The organism is Arcticibacter eurypsychrophilus (genome assembly GCF_001730525.1).
Lineage (GTDB): Bacteria > Bacteroidota > Bacteroidia > Sphingobacteriales > Sphingobacteriaceae > Arcticibacter > Arcticibacter eurypsychrophilus.
Genome location: NZ_MDFN01000024.1, coordinates 1 through 13286, shown reverse-complemented (window position 1 = coordinate 13286; position 13286 = coordinate 1). Strand labels below are relative to the sequence as shown.

At 40.4% G+C, this 13286-nt stretch carries 11 protein-coding genes; 5 read left to right on the top strand and 6 right to left on the bottom strand.

The annotated features are described in order from the left end of the window. A complete protein-coding gene (locus BFL47_RS13485; protein ID WP_069660326.1) occupies nt 1-1200 on the top strand; it encodes a saccharopine dehydrogenase C-terminal domain-containing protein in 1200 nt (399 codons plus the stop codon). Here the strand turns inward: BFL47_RS13485 and BFL47_RS13480 are convergent. Next, entirely contained in the window at nt 1197-1673 is a 477-nt protein-coding gene (locus BFL47_RS13480; protein ID WP_069660381.1) for an Lrp/AsnC family transcriptional regulator, read from the bottom strand. The genes BFL47_RS13485 and BFL47_RS13480 overlap by 4 nt on opposite strands. 53 nt (nt 1674-1726) lie before the next feature. On the opposite strand from BFL47_RS13480, the gene amaB reads away from it, so the two are divergent. From amaB to BFL47_RS13470, 3 genes are all read left to right on the top strand, one after another. Then, nucleotides 1727-3256 (top strand): L-piperidine-6-carboxylate dehydrogenase, encoded by a 1530-nt coding sequence (gene amaB / locus BFL47_RS13475; protein ID WP_069660325.1) that lies wholly within the window; start codon nt 1727-1729, stop codon nt 3254-3256. 49 nt (nt 3257-3305) lie between these two features. Next, nucleotides 3306-3485 (top strand): hypothetical protein, encoded by a 180-nt coding sequence (locus tag BFL47_RS19625; protein WP_139125824.1) that lies wholly within the window; start codon nt 3306-3308, stop codon nt 3483-3485. A 159-nt stretch (nt 3486-3644) separates the two neighbouring features. Continuing rightward, nucleotides 3645-4535: a dienelactone hydrolase family protein gene (locus BFL47_RS13470; protein WP_245681376.1), complete on the top strand. Its 891-nt coding sequence runs from the start codon at nt 3645-3647 to the stop codon at nt 4533-4535. Nucleotides 4536-4598: 63 nt separating this feature from the next. Here the strand turns inward: BFL47_RS13470 and BFL47_RS13465 are convergent, their stop codons facing one another. Both BFL47_RS13465 and BFL47_RS13460 read right to left on the bottom strand, forming a co-directional pair. Further along, nucleotides 4599-5594, bottom strand: a complete 996-nt coding sequence (locus tag BFL47_RS13465; protein ID WP_069660323.1) for a glycosyl hydrolase — start codon at nt 5592-5594, stop codon at nt 4599-4601. A 6-nt stretch (nt 5595-5600) separates the two neighbouring features. Beyond that, nucleotides 5601-7202: an AGE family epimerase/isomerase gene (locus BFL47_RS13460; RefSeq protein WP_069660322.1), complete on the bottom strand. Its 1602-nt coding sequence runs from the start codon at nt 7200-7202 to the stop codon at nt 5601-5603. Nucleotides 7203-7344: 142 nt separating this feature from the next. On the opposite strand from BFL47_RS13460, the gene BFL47_RS13455 reads away from it, so the two are divergent. Continuing rightward, complete coding sequence (locus BFL47_RS13455) at nt 7345-9831, top strand: glycoside hydrolase family 9 protein (RefSeq protein WP_069660321.1); 2487 nt, start codon at nt 7345-7347, stop codon at nt 9829-9831. Nucleotides 9832-10008: 177 nt separating this feature from the next. Here the strand turns inward: BFL47_RS13455 and BFL47_RS13450 are convergent, their stop codons facing one another. Genes BFL47_RS13450 through nirK form a run of 3 tightly spaced genes read right to left on the bottom strand, consistent with a single transcriptional unit; the run spans nt 10009 to nt 12832 of the window. Continuing rightward, complete coding sequence (locus tag BFL47_RS13450; RefSeq protein WP_170827324.1) at nt 10009-10620, bottom strand: SCO family protein; 612 nt, start codon at nt 10618-10620, stop codon at nt 10009-10011. Between the two features lie 8 nt (nt 10621-10628). Beyond that, nucleotides 10629-11399, bottom strand: coding sequence for a formylglycine-generating enzyme family protein (locus BFL47_RS13445; RefSeq protein WP_211480969.1), 771 nt, complete (start codon nt 11397-11399; stop codon nt 10629-10631). After that, nucleotides 11396-12832, bottom strand: a complete 1437-nt coding sequence (gene nirK / locus BFL47_RS13440; protein ID WP_069660319.1) for a copper-containing nitrite reductase — start codon at nt 12830-12832, stop codon at nt 11396-11398. The genes BFL47_RS13445 and nirK overlap by 4 nt, the downstream gene beginning before the upstream one ends. Nucleotides 12833-13286: the final 454 nt, after the last annotated feature.

Sequence of the window (13286 nt, the reverse complement as noted above, 5' to 3'; positions counted from 1 at the left end):
ATGTCGGAACATAAAATAAATAAGGTCATCATTGTTGGAGCAGGAGGGATAGGAAGAGCTGTCGGGCTCCTACTAGCCGAATATGCGGATTTTGAGATTAGCCTGTTTTTAGGAGATAGAGATCTTTTAATAGCAGGCGAGGCCGCTAGCTGGATGAATGAAGGCAACACGAAAGGCATCTATGCTACAGCGTTTCAGCTTCTGCCGGGGTACGAAGACCAGGAAAATAACCAGTTTATACAAGCAGACATCATTCTTGATTGCCTTCCCGGCACCGAAGCTCCCCGTATGGGCGCTATCGCTAAAAGGTATGGCGCGCATTATGTAAACCTGACTGAATACGTAAACGAAACAGAACAAATCAAGAAATTGTCTGAAGATGCAGAAACTGGTTTTATTCTTCAAAGCGGTCTTGCTCCTGGTTTCGTTAATATTTTAGCACACTCTCTTTATAAGAAATTCGTTTTTAAATATAAAAACGAACAGGTTGAGTATATAGGAATGAAGGTGGGTGCGCTAACAGAACATGCTGAAGCACCACATTTTTATGGGTTTACCTGGAGTCCTGTAGGGGTAGCAACTGAGTACCTTAAGGACGCTTGGATTGTGGATGACTTTAAAAAGAAAACAGTCCCATCCTTATCGGGTCGTGGAAGTCTGATTATAAATGGCATTTCTTATGAGGAAGATTACACATCCGGGGGTGCGGCAGACCTACCTGACGTGTTTTCTAAAAAAACAAGAAAGCTGGATTACAAGACATTAAGGTATCCCGGACATTTTAAGTGGATTCAAAGTATTTTAGATCAGGTGCCTCAAAATGAGGAACCTATACAGTATTTAGAAAAACATATGCTTTCCGTTATTCCCTCCATCGAAGAGGATATTGTAGTGATTTACTGTGTAGTTAAAGGCTTTGACCACAGTTCTTGTTTACGTTCACTAGAAAAAGCTTTTAAAATCGGCCCCGTAAAGGTTGGAAAAGTAACTCTTAGGGCTATACAATCAACTACAGCTGCACCTATGGCAGAATGTGCTAGAATGCTCTTATCTGGAAAATATAAGGGTACCATATTACAGAGCCATATTGACCCTATAGAGTTTTTAAATGGGCCCTTTGTAAAGGCTGTATACTTCCCTGATCATGCTGTACATTTATTAAAAGAATCGCGTAATGCAGTAGTACGAGTCGCCGTCTAATGTTTCAAATCCGGTACAGGGCAGTTTCTTTTGAAAACAGTTCCAAAATTTATGGTAGTTTCCGTTCTAAGAATCCCTGGAATAGCATCAATCTTTTCATAAAGAATTTCACGTAGATGTTCATTATTCCTGGCTACAATCTTTAAAAACAAGGTATATTGGCCCGATATATAATAACATTCTACAATTTCAGGAATTTTTTTAAGTGCCTCAATTATATTTTTAGACGTGGGATCTTCCTTTAATATTATGCCTGTAAAAGCACTGCTTTCATACCCTAATCCTTTTTCGCTAAGATTAACCTGGGTAGTTTCTATGATCTGGAATTGTTTAAGCCTGGATACACGCTGGTGTACCAGGGAATTGGAGATATTTAAAGATTTAGCAATCTGAACATATGGTTTTTCAGCATCCATCTGCAGCTCTTCAAGAATATTCCTATCTATTTCATCCAAAATATGGGTATCACTCATAAACATAGTATTGATGCTGTAATTATAAATATTTTAAAATACATTTAATCCCAATGAGCAACATAGATTTTTTAAAAGTTCTAGGACTTGAAGATTTAAACCAGGGAGTATCCACAGGGAATGATTGGATGATGACCTCTGATGAGATAGAATCAATGTCTCCAGTCGATGGAAGAAGAATAGGTACAGTTCGCGTTGCCGGTTTGGACGATTATGAACGCGTTATAAAGACAGCAGAAAAGGCTTTTTTAGAATGGCGTCAAGTCCCAGCTCCCAAACGTGGAGATATAATCAGGCAAATGGCTGATGCTTTTCGAAAATACAAGCAGGAACTGGGCACTCTTATTTCATACGAAATGGGTAAAAGTTTACAGGAAGGCTTAGGAGAAGTGCAAGAAGTAATCGATGTCTGCGATTTTGCAAGTGGACTATCCAGACAAATTTATGGACTGACAATGCATTCTGAACGCCCTGACCACCGGATGTACGAGCAGTATCATCCACTTGGAATTGTAGGGGTGATTACTGCATTTAATTTCCCGGCAGCCGTATGGTCATGGAATACCATGCTTGCACTGGTTTGTGGAGATGTTGCCGTCTGGAAACCCTCACATAAAGTATTAATGACAGCTACAGCCTGTCAAAAAATTGCAGCTCATGTGCTTAAAGAAAACAATATACCAGAAGGGGTATGTTCTTTGGTATGCGGGGCAAATGATATCGGGGAAATCATGGCGAAAGACAAGCGAATTCCTTTAATTTCGGCCACCGGATCAACTGCTATGGGAAGAAAAGTAGCAGTGGCAGTAGGAGAAAGGCTGGGAAAAACCTTACTTGAACTTGGAGGTAATAATGCTATTATTATTACAGAAAATGCTGATCTTAACATTGCTCTTCATGCTTCAGTTTTTGGAGCCATCGGAACGGCGGGGCAGCGTTGTACTACTACCCGTCGCCTGATTATTCATTCATCGATCTTTGAGGATTTTAAAATTAAACTAATAAACGCTTATAAGCAGGTTAAGATAGGGGATCCTTTACTAGAAGGCGTGCATATGGGTCCATTAATCGATCAGGCTGCCGTTCAGAATTATTTACATGCATTAGAAGAATGTAAGGTGCAGGGAGCACAATTTATCGTAGAGGGAGGAGTATTGGAAGGCGTGGGCTATGAAAGCGGCTGTTACGTAAAACCATGCATCATAGAAGTACAGCCGGATTTTGCTATTGTACAAAAAGAAACATTTGCACCCTTGCTTTATGTCATGCAATACGATACCCTTGCCGAGGCTATTGCTATTCAAAATGGGGTATCTCAAGGACTTTCATCAGGATTAATCTCTTTGAATATTAGAGAAACAGAGTTTTTCCTTTCTCATGCCGGCTCTGATTGCGGTATTGCTAATGTAAATATCGGTACTTCAGGAGCTGAAATAGGAGGGGCTTTCGGAGGAGAAAAAGATTCAGGAGGAGGAAGAGAATCAGGATCAGATTCATGGAAAGTCTATATGCGAAGACAAACGAATACGATTAATTATGGAACCGGACTTCCTCTGGCACAAGGAATTAAATTCGATTTTTAATATTGGTAGCGCAACCATAACTATAGCTACGTTTGTTGTTGCCTTTGTTATGATGTATTCGGTACGTAAATTACCTCACCCATGGAACCTGCGTGTTGAAGAAAATGGCGAAGTTGGCAAAGGTGGATTGGATGCATTCGAACATGGTACAAGTTCATATGCTGAAGATGTAGATGATAACAGCATCGACGGTCTGTTTGAGAAAACTCAATCCCCGCTTCCTGCTTAATAGAAATTAACAATTTCATATATTAAATACGAAAGAGCCTGAATCATAGATTATGATTTCAGGCTCTCTTCGTATAAGCCTGTTTTTTTATTACAAAGACTGTTACAATTTGTTTAGTAAGCTGTTGCCTTGAATATTTATATTTGTTTAAAGCCTTTAATGATGAGCCAAATTAACAAAGAAGACATCAAGCAGGAAGTGTTTGACTTATATGATGAATACGCACATAACCAGCTTAGCCGACGTGCATTCGTACAAAATCTTTCTATTTATGCAGTTGGCGGATTAACCGTACCCGCATTAATGAGTTTTCTGATGCCTGATTACAGTGGAAATGTGCAAATAGAACCAGATGATCCCCGCTTAAAATCGGAATACATCAATTACCTCTCTCCTAAGGGTGGTGGAAGCATTAAAGGATTACTATCAAAACCAATTGAGTCCAATAAGAAGCTTGGGGGCATCATAGTGGTACATGAAAATCGGGGATTAAACCCTTATATTGAAGATGTGGCTAGAAGAGCTGCCTTGGCGGGATTCATTTCCCTTGCACCCGATGGATTGACTCCGCTGGGTGGTTATCCTGGTAATGATGACGAAGGTCGTAATTTGCAAAGCAAAAGGGAGAAAGGCGAAATGGAAGAAGATTTTATTGCGGCATACGATTACCTGAAAAATCATAAAGACTGTAATGGCAGGGTAGGTGTTGTGGGTTTTTGTTATGGTGGCGGAATAGCCAATATGATGGCTGTACGGATACCTGAACTGGCTGCAGCTGTACCTTTTTACGGCAGTCAGCCCGATATTTCCGAGGTGTCCAAAATCAAATCCCCCCTGATGTTACACTATGCTTCTCTTGACACCAGGATTATAGCAGGCTGGCCGCCTTACGAAGCTGCTTTAAAGAAAAACGGCAAAAAGTATCAAGCTTTTATTTATGAAAATGTTAACCATGGCTTTCATAACGATACAACACCTCGTTACGATAAGGCAGCAGCAGAGCTTGCCTGGAAACGCACTATTGATTTTTTTAATACACATTTGAAATAGAAAACATACACCGATAAGTCTTAAATTCCTTTTAATGCGTAAAGATGAGATCCACTTTAACTGTTATAACGCGTTTTGCTCATCTAAAGTAAGGGTTCGCGGCATATCATAAACTTCTTTAACCAGCTGCCTTGAATTATGTTCCCACAGCCAGTTAGACCACACCACAAACCAAACCCATTTTGGCTGCGCCTCTAGTATTTCTGGTTTAGGTAACTCCCCAACTTCTGTCAAAGCAATAGGACGCCCTTCAGCCAGTTTTAGTAATTCGTTGTAATCTCTTTGTTCATAATCCATATTATAAATATCCGTCCCAAGGATATCTACATATTTATGACCCGGGTAGAAATCTTTGTACGGATACGCTTCATCCTTTGGAATGTCCCTTGGTCCATTTGCTCCCCAAACCCAAATCAAATTGTTTAGCTTATGGTAATTAGTGTATCTATCATACATCATTTGCCATAGCTTTGCCAGTCCATCTTTTCCCTTTTTATTTCCCCACCAAAACCAAACACCATTCATCTCATGGTATGGGCGCCATAGTATCGGTACATGTGCATCCTGCAATTTTTTTAGGTGTTCTGCTACTTTATCCACCTGGTCTAACCATCGTTTGTGGAGTACAGTCCCAGATGTGGTTAGTTCCCTCCATTGCGTATCGTCTAACTTAGCCTGAATACTTTCCTTCCAACCATAAGGCGGATTGTCTATCGGTCTCCCTTGATGCCACATCAATGTTATCAAATATCCTTCCTTGTGTTTTTTGATAGACTCAGCAACAATTCTTTCTCCTGGATCTTTTGTTCCGTTCCAAATGAAGTCTGTGCTCCAAATAGCAGGACTTTTCCCCGAAATCGATACAACACTATCATTGTAGCGGTCCATTTGATCGTTATAATTGTGTTGTCCAGAGAGGATGTGTTTACCATAGATGCTATAGATATAATCAAGCAATTTCTTTGCTTCGGGACTAGCAGCTTTATTTACAGGTAATAAATCCTGTCCGAAGGCACAGAAAGTGCTGAATGCCAATGCAATGCTGATAATACGTTTCATAAACAATTAATTTATTGTTGCTATTCGTGTTGTAGATTGATTTCCCTGAAAGTCGATTGCTTTTACACTATACGCTATGCCTTTTTTATAACCCTCAATTTGAAAAGAATCTAAAGGCGTAAAGCCGATGCGTTCACCGTTCAGATATATATTATAACCGATCAGGTTTTGATCGTCAGTCGACTTTGCCCATTTTAGAAACACTTTGTCAACGCTAGTTATAACTTTTGCCGTCGAAGGTACTTGCGGTGCAATATGGTCAGGTTTCAAATGCGTAATGCAGTTCATCAAAGCTCTAAAATTGTGATAAGTTCCCTTCCAAATCTGGCCTTTCAAAGCTAGTTTCATTTCCGGTTCCTTATCAATGCCACCCATATACCAATCACCATGTTCCTTGTCAATCAAGTAAACATTAATATATCTCCACATCTGCTTAAACTTTCCATAGTAGTCCTGTTTATCTTTTGGGAAGTGCTCCGACATCAACAGTAAAGTATTCATTCCTTCTGCTTGTGCCCACCAGGTTTTTGAGTCCTTAATTATAGTTACACCAGGTTTGTCTTTGAAATAATAACCTTCATCGTAAAACCCTCCTAATTTGTAGTCGTATCCGAAATTAAGTGCATGATCCACCACGCTCTTGCCCTTTTGCAAAGTGGCGGAATGATCTTTTAAGCCGAGAATGAGTGAAGCTTCAATAAGCAGATATGCTGTTTCAATATCATGTCCAAACGAAACATGATCTAAACCACGATGTTTTAGGATGCTTTTATACGACGAATCTCGCGTTGAAACCGGTGTCCAATCAGTCTGGAAGAACAAATTAAGGTAACTCTGAGGAGTTGTAATTTTGTCGCGAACCAGATAAAACATTTCAAGCAGACGTTCGCGTAGTAAGGCGTTAGGCCAAACGGTGTACAACTCCGTAAAGGCTTCTAATAAATGAATAGAAGAATTTTGATCTTTATATCCTAGTTCCGCTGTACTGGGCGTGTTTGTGGTCCGTTTAATTGGAAAACCTTCTCTGCTTAAATGCTGAAAGTATCCCTTATTCTTAGTGTCGTGACTGTTTTTCTCTAGCCAGAAAAAAGTATTTTTTGCCAGATTGAGAGCGTTCGTATCTCCCGACGCCTGATAGTATGCGGAAAGTGCATAAATGGCAAAAGCATTTCCATAAGAATCTTTCGGAGATACAAACCTCTTTACATGGCCTTGCCGGTCAACTAACGTATAAAAGCCACCGTAGGTCTTATCCCACATTACATCTCTGAGAAATTTAACTCCCTGAGCTGCGTACTCTTTGTAGTCGGAATTTTTAAAGAAGATGGCAGCTTTAGAGTTTGACCATACATGCCTTGACTGGGTAACAATCATCTTATCCTGAGGCCCTAATGGCTCGAATTTATAGTTAAATGTGCTCAAAAACCCTCCATATACGGTGTCCACAGACTTTGGATACCACACCTCGATCAGATTTTTTCTCGCTGACAATTCCATATCAGCTGCGATAACAGAACGCTCCGTAATTTCATTCTCTATCGTGAATGAAATTACGGATAGGAGTAAAATGCCGAGTAGGTAATACTTCGTTGTAATTCTATGGGCCATTCGAATAAGCTGACAATGGTAAATTTATATTAGTATTTATTGTCAAATGCATTCTGACAAAAAATGTTTATTTTTAGATAAAAAAATATCGATTTAGAGACGAGACCTTTTTATAATTTGCAAGCTAACTAACCAACTTATTATGCAAGACCGATTTTTCGCAACTTTATTTATTTTAGCCTTTTTTAGTCCGCCTGTTAACGCACAGTCCCAACCTCAAAAAGGAATGGTGCTAAACAAACAGGAGTACCTGGAATATGAAGGAATAAATGTGATGTTAGCGCACGATTTTTATCCAGAAGGACATCAGGGGGGTGTTGGAATCATTCAAAACGGTATTCGGGTTGCAACTAACGGCGATATTCGTCTGGAACCTACACCAGGGCAATGGGCTCCAATTCCAAAAGTTGGCAAACGAATGGTTAATACGCATACCCAGGAGGTAAGTGTACGGATGGAATACCCTAATCCTGAAATTAACAGGAAAGGATTTAACCCGATTATTTATCCTAACCTTAACTTCGCATATAATATAAAGGTGCAGCCTGCAAGTAAGGGCTTTAAAATAACGGTCGACCTAGACAAAGCATTGCCTGACGAATGGATAGGAAAGGTAGGTTTCTTAATTGAGCTTTACCCTGGGGCTTTATTCGGCAAATCATATTATATGGATAAACAGTTTGGCATCTTCCCTCAACAAGCAGTGAACCAGGTTTATAAAGATAAAGATGGCGAAATGCAAGTGCGGCCTATAGCAGTTGGTAAAAGGCTGACGCTTGTGCCCGAATTGCCGTCCCAAACAATGTTAATCGAAAATTTGCACGGTGATAACCTGGAGTTGTTAGATGGCCGTGCAAATCATACAAACGGTTGGTTTGTAGTTCGCTCCCTAGTATCAAAAGGCGCCGCTAAAAATGCAATTGAATGGATCGTGACTCCAAATGCTATTACGGGTTGGAAGTCTGAACCGGTTGTGCAGGTTTCGCAGGTTGGTTATCATCCCCGACAGCAAAAAGTTGCCGTAATTGAACTTGATGCTAAGGAGACACAGTTGTTGCCAATTTCGCTTTTGCGGATAAATGAAAACGGAGGTTACGAGACTATCATTAAGAATGGCGGAAAAAAGTGGGGCAAATTTTTAAGATATAATTATCTTCAGTTTGAATTTTCTTCCGTTCAAAAGCCTGGCATGTACATAGTGCAGTATGGTAAATATACGTCTGAACCATTTCAGATAAGTAAAGACGTATTCAAATACAATGTTTGGCAGCCTACAGTCGACTATTTCCTGCCTGCTCAAATGTGTCACATGCGTATAAATGACCGCTATCGGGTATGGCATGGAGCCTGTCATTTGGATGATGCACGAATGGCGCCTTTAGACTCGAACCATTTCGATGGATACATTTCTGGGAGCTCCACACTCACTAAATACCAGCCGGGCGACCATGTTCCCAATTTAAATAAGGGTGGATGGCATGATGCCGGCGATTTCGACATACGGGTGGAGTCTCAGGCAGAAACTATTCATGGGCTTGCCCTGGCTTATGAAGAATTCAAAGTTGACTATGATAACACCACAATCGATCAAAGGAATTCAATCGTTGAGATTCAACGCCCAGATGGAAAACCTGATTTATTGCAGCAAATAGAACATGGCTTGCTTTCGGTTAATGAAGGCTATAAAACTCTAGGCAGGTTTTACCGCGGTATTATCGAACCAACTCTACGTCAGTATACACTATTAGGTGATGCTGCGAACATCACAGATAACCAGCCTTTTCTTGCCGGGCAAGGAGCTATGCATCCCGTGGGACTCTCCGGCTCAGCAGATGATAGGTGGATCTTTACGGAAGATAACCCTGGCAGAAGTTTGCGCGCCGCTACTGGTCTGGCAGCGGCTTCAAGAGTTATGAATGGCTACAACGATACTTTATCTAAAGAATGCCTTCAAATTGCCGAAGAAGTTTGGAGTAAAACTCAAGGAAACACCGATTCTAAAATAGGTTTGGCCGTTGAACTATTGATAACTACCGGGGATTCTAAATACTCCGCTTTTCTCATAGCCCATACCAATGAGATTGTTAAAGGCATAGATAATTTTGGTTGGTTAGTTGGGCGCACTGTAACATTGGTTAATGACGAGAATTACCGTTTATCAATTCGCTCGGCAGTTCAGGGATTGTTTAAGAAAGTAAAAGATCAGGGTGCTAAAACACCGTATGGAGTACCTTACGAACCAAGTATTTGGGGAGCGGGCTGGGGTATACAAAATTTCGGATACAAGCAGTATTTTTTACATTCCAGGTTTCCGGAAATCTTCCCAGCTGATTATATGCTTCACTCCCTCAATTTTATTCTGGGTACTCATCCGGGTTCTAATACTGAATCTTTCGTCTCTGGAGTGGGTGCTAAATCTGCCACTACTGCTTATGGATTTAATCGCGCCGATCGCTCTTATATCCCAGGCGGAATCATTTCAGGAACAGCTTTAATCAGGCCAGACTTTCCCGAATTATTAAAATGGCCATTCTTATGGCAGCAGACTGAGTATGTACTTGGAGGAGGAACTACTGACTATCTATTTCTGGTTTTAGCTGCAAATAAGGTCTTAAATCAGGAATTCTAATCCATAGCATATGACCACTGATGAAATTAATACTTTAAGAAGTTAAAGGTACGGACTATTCGATGAGAGATATGCTGAGGTCAATCGGGGTAGGAAGAAGATATGTAGCAACAATTCGCTTTTCTATTAAATTCCACATAAGTTTTACCCTTTACTTTCCTCTAAACTCAATAAAATTTAGAGTGATTGAATAACTTTTACCATATCACTTGGATCTTTTCCTAAACCTTCGCTTTGGCTTGCTACAACACCTTTAGTGTCAAGTACTGTTATTCCCGGCGAATGGGTAAAATCGCCATTGGGTTGCTTCTTGTATTTCACATCCAACAACATGGAAAGTTCCCTCACATCGTCCGGATTTCCATGTAATACCATCCAGTTTTTGCTTAGCTGCATTTGTTTCGAGAACGCTTTTAACTCCTTTGTATGATCCCTGTCTGAATCGAAAGATATCAGGACAAACACAACTTTGTCTTTTTTATCCGGTGGTAGTTTATCTTCAATTGCTTTTAAATCAGCAACAGTTTTAGGACATGAAAATGTGCAGCGGGTAAAAACCATCGATACCACAGGAATCTTACCCGATAGCTGACTCAATTGCAGGGTGTCGCCTTCCTGATTATCCCATTTTGCACTGGTCTGGTAAATAGACTCAGTGCTGTATTCCTCTACGCTCTGCGAGCTGAGGCTATCTTGTTTAGAAGAGTTCCCGCTTCCTGTACAAGCCTGAAGAAAGAGACTAATAACCAGGGCTATCCTTGCTGAATAAAAAGTTCGTTTTGTTTTCATCCTATTTATTATATATCCATTGCACATCTAAATCCCAGGTTACTTACCGTATATTTGGCTTTCAAACTGCCTCTGAAAGCATAGCGCATATAAGCCGCATAATTCTTATTATCAATAGCACCCAATCCTGCTGAAGCACAGAATAATTCACGATTTACAGCTGTATTGCTTCGCGAATCACCAGTCATGATAATGCTGTTGAAATCGAACAACCATTCCCATATCAGCCCATGCATGTCTGAAACATGGTAGGTATTATAAAAGGTTGACCCTACAGGTGGCAGAAAGGCTGGTGATGGTTTACTATACCATTGAAGGATAATTTTTTCAATTGGACGCTTATTGTTAACCGCGGGAGCGTTGCCCACATACTCCCATTCGTTTACCGTTGGCAAACGTTTACCTTTCCATTTGCTATAAGCATTGGCTGCAAACCAGGAAACATTAGTAACCGGACTATCTTTAAGCTTATTGTAATCAGCTCCGATATCAAAATCACTTTTCCAATGCTTTAGGTAAGAGGCATCAACATAGAGTTTAGAGGCTTTTGATTTTGACCATTGAGGATTAGATTTCACAAATGCCATGTACTGAGCGTTGGTCACTGCATTAATGTCCAAGTAAAAAGAGTTCACCTTTACCGTTTTAACGCCCTTTTCCGTAAAAAAAGGGGTGTACTGACCAGACTGGATTTTAACCATTCCAGCTGGATTGGCAGCATACACTAATGATATCGAAGCTGTTGTTAAACAGAAAATGAATAGCGTCCGTTTGATCATTTTCCTATCCTGCTTTTTTGCACATCAGCAGCCGTTACTAAGTTGCCTTTATTGCCCCAACTGTTTCGAACATAGGTTATGATGCTAGCTACCTCATCATCAGTTAACTGCATCTGAGGCATGACGCCATCATATTCTTTGCCGTTTACTTTAATCTTACCGGATAAACCATGCAAAGGAATTCCCACGCCTTTATCTTTACGTGCCATGAGATAATCTGATTTAGCCAAAGGTGGGAAAGCTCCCGCCAAACCTTCTCCTTGTTTTTGATGGCAAGCTGCACAATTTGTTTCATATAAGATTGCGCCATTTTTCATACGTTCTGGCATGGATTTTTCAGGTACCGCTACTGCCTTAGTAGCTTTTGTTATAGACTGTACTGCCGAACCTTCAGGCAGGTATACCACGTCCTTTTGTTTGCCTGAGTAAATATTATGGTCTTGCTTACCTGAAACTTTTATTTGTGCTAGAGCTCCCTTGTTAAAGGCCCTAAAAATAGAATGGTCTACTATAGTGAGTGAACCCGGCGTTTCGCATTTGAATTCAACTATCGTTGCTCCTCCGGCAGGTATCAAAGTGGTCGCTACGTTTTCATTAATTAAGCTTCCTCCCTCAATACGCACTTTATCAAATATTTCTCCGATTATATGGAAGGATGAGACCAGTCCCGGGCCGGCATTTCCTACATATAACCGTACGGTTTCGCCAACATTTACCTGTAAGGCATTGTCCCCCATTTGCGCCCCTACAGAACCGTTGAAAACTACATAATCGGGACGCTCATCAAATGCTTTTTCCATATCAAAAGAGGTCAGGCCAACCTGACCGAACTTGGCTTTCGTATAAAACTCACTTTGCATGATGTAGAATTCCTTATCTACTTTCGGCAAACCTTCCTTAGGCTCTACCAGGATTAGGCCATACATGCCATTGGCGATATGCATCCCTACTGGCGCCGTTGCACAGTGATATACAAAAATCCCTGGATTTAATGCCTTAAATGTGAACTGCGAAGTATGACCTGGTATGGTCATAGAAGATTCGGCACCGCCTCCGGGGCCGGTTACTGCATGTAAATCGATATTGTGTGGAAGCTTATTGTCAGGATGATTACTTAGGTGAAACTCTACTTCATCTCCTTCGCGCACCCGGATAAACTTGCCTGGAACTTTCCCTCCAAACGTCCAGAAGTTATATTCCACACCATCTGCCAAGCGCATAACTTTTTCCAGAACCTCAAGTTTTACAATTACCTTTTCGGGGTGCTTATAGTTACCTGAAGCGGGTACATGAGGAGCATCGGTAAGCTCAGCTTCGTAATGGCCTACAACTGAGTCGTCTTCTGTGTTTTTAGATCTGGGAGGTCCGCAGCTACTATAAATAATTAATACTATTGAGAGAAATGTAGTTAATTGTATTGATTTTAGATTCATAAAGGAAAGCTAGTTGGAATGTATAGTTTGTATTCTTGAGAGACGAAGTTTATGTCTTCTGTTTAGGTATATATGCTTCGATTTATTACAAGTCTAAACAAATACAATCAGCGCAATAAGAAGGCAAATCATATCTAAAGGTGATAAGAATCATTTTCAGGTTTCTGGCATTAGCTTTGAATAATTCGTAATTGAGACTCATACTCAGGGTCTTTTTATCACCGTATAAATAAATTAATGAGCCTTCATTTCGATTTGTGAATCTTGAAGATTCTCGAGATCGCCTGAGAATGGGGGCATATGGTGCAATTGATAAATATTAATAACTTAACTTATTACAAAAGACATTTAGGAACTACACGTATAAAAGCTAAAAATTTAAGAAGATTAAAACCTGTTTGACGAATGTTGATCCCTGAACATGGGGCTGGAATTGATGATAATTATTCTTATC

Excerpts from the sequence above, each read along its gene's own strand:
- BFL47_RS13485 (WP_069660326.1), top strand. The coding sequence starts at position 1 with ATGTCGGAACATAAAATAAATAAGGTCATCATTGTTGGAGCAGGAGGG.
- BFL47_RS13480 (WP_069660381.1), bottom strand. The coding sequence starts at position 1,673 with ATGAGTGATACCCATATTTTGGATGAAATAGATAGGAATATTCTTGAA.
- amaB (WP_069660325.1), top strand. The coding sequence starts at position 1,727 with ATGAGCAACATAGATTTTTTAAAAGTTCTAGGACTTGAAGATTTAAAC.
- BFL47_RS19625 (WP_139125824.1), top strand. The coding sequence starts at position 3,306 with ATGATGTATTCGGTACGTAAATTACCTCACCCATGGAACCTGCGTGTT.
- BFL47_RS13470 (WP_245681376.1), top strand. The coding sequence starts at position 3,645 with ATGATGAGCCAAATTAACAAAGAAGACATCAAGCAGGAAGTGTTTGAC.
- BFL47_RS13465 (WP_069660323.1), bottom strand. The coding sequence starts at position 5,594 with ATGAAACGTATTATCAGCATTGCATTGGCATTCAGCACTTTCTGTGCC.
- BFL47_RS13460 (WP_069660322.1), bottom strand. The coding sequence starts at position 7,202 with ATGGCCCATAGAATTACAACGAAGTATTACCTACTCGGCATTTTACTC.
- BFL47_RS13455 (WP_069660321.1), top strand. The coding sequence starts at position 7,345 with ATGCAAGACCGATTTTTCGCAACTTTATTTATTTTAGCCTTTTTTAGT.
- BFL47_RS13450 (WP_170827324.1), bottom strand. The coding sequence starts at position 10,620 with ATGAAAACAAAACGAACTTTTTATTCAGCAAGGATAGCCCTGGTTATT.
- BFL47_RS13445 (WP_211480969.1), bottom strand. The coding sequence starts at position 11,399 with ATGATCAAACGGACGCTATTCATTTTCTGTTTAACAACAGCTTCGATA.
- nirK (WP_069660319.1), bottom strand. The coding sequence starts at position 12,832 with ATGAATCTAAAATCAATACAATTAACTACATTTCTCTCAATAGTATTA.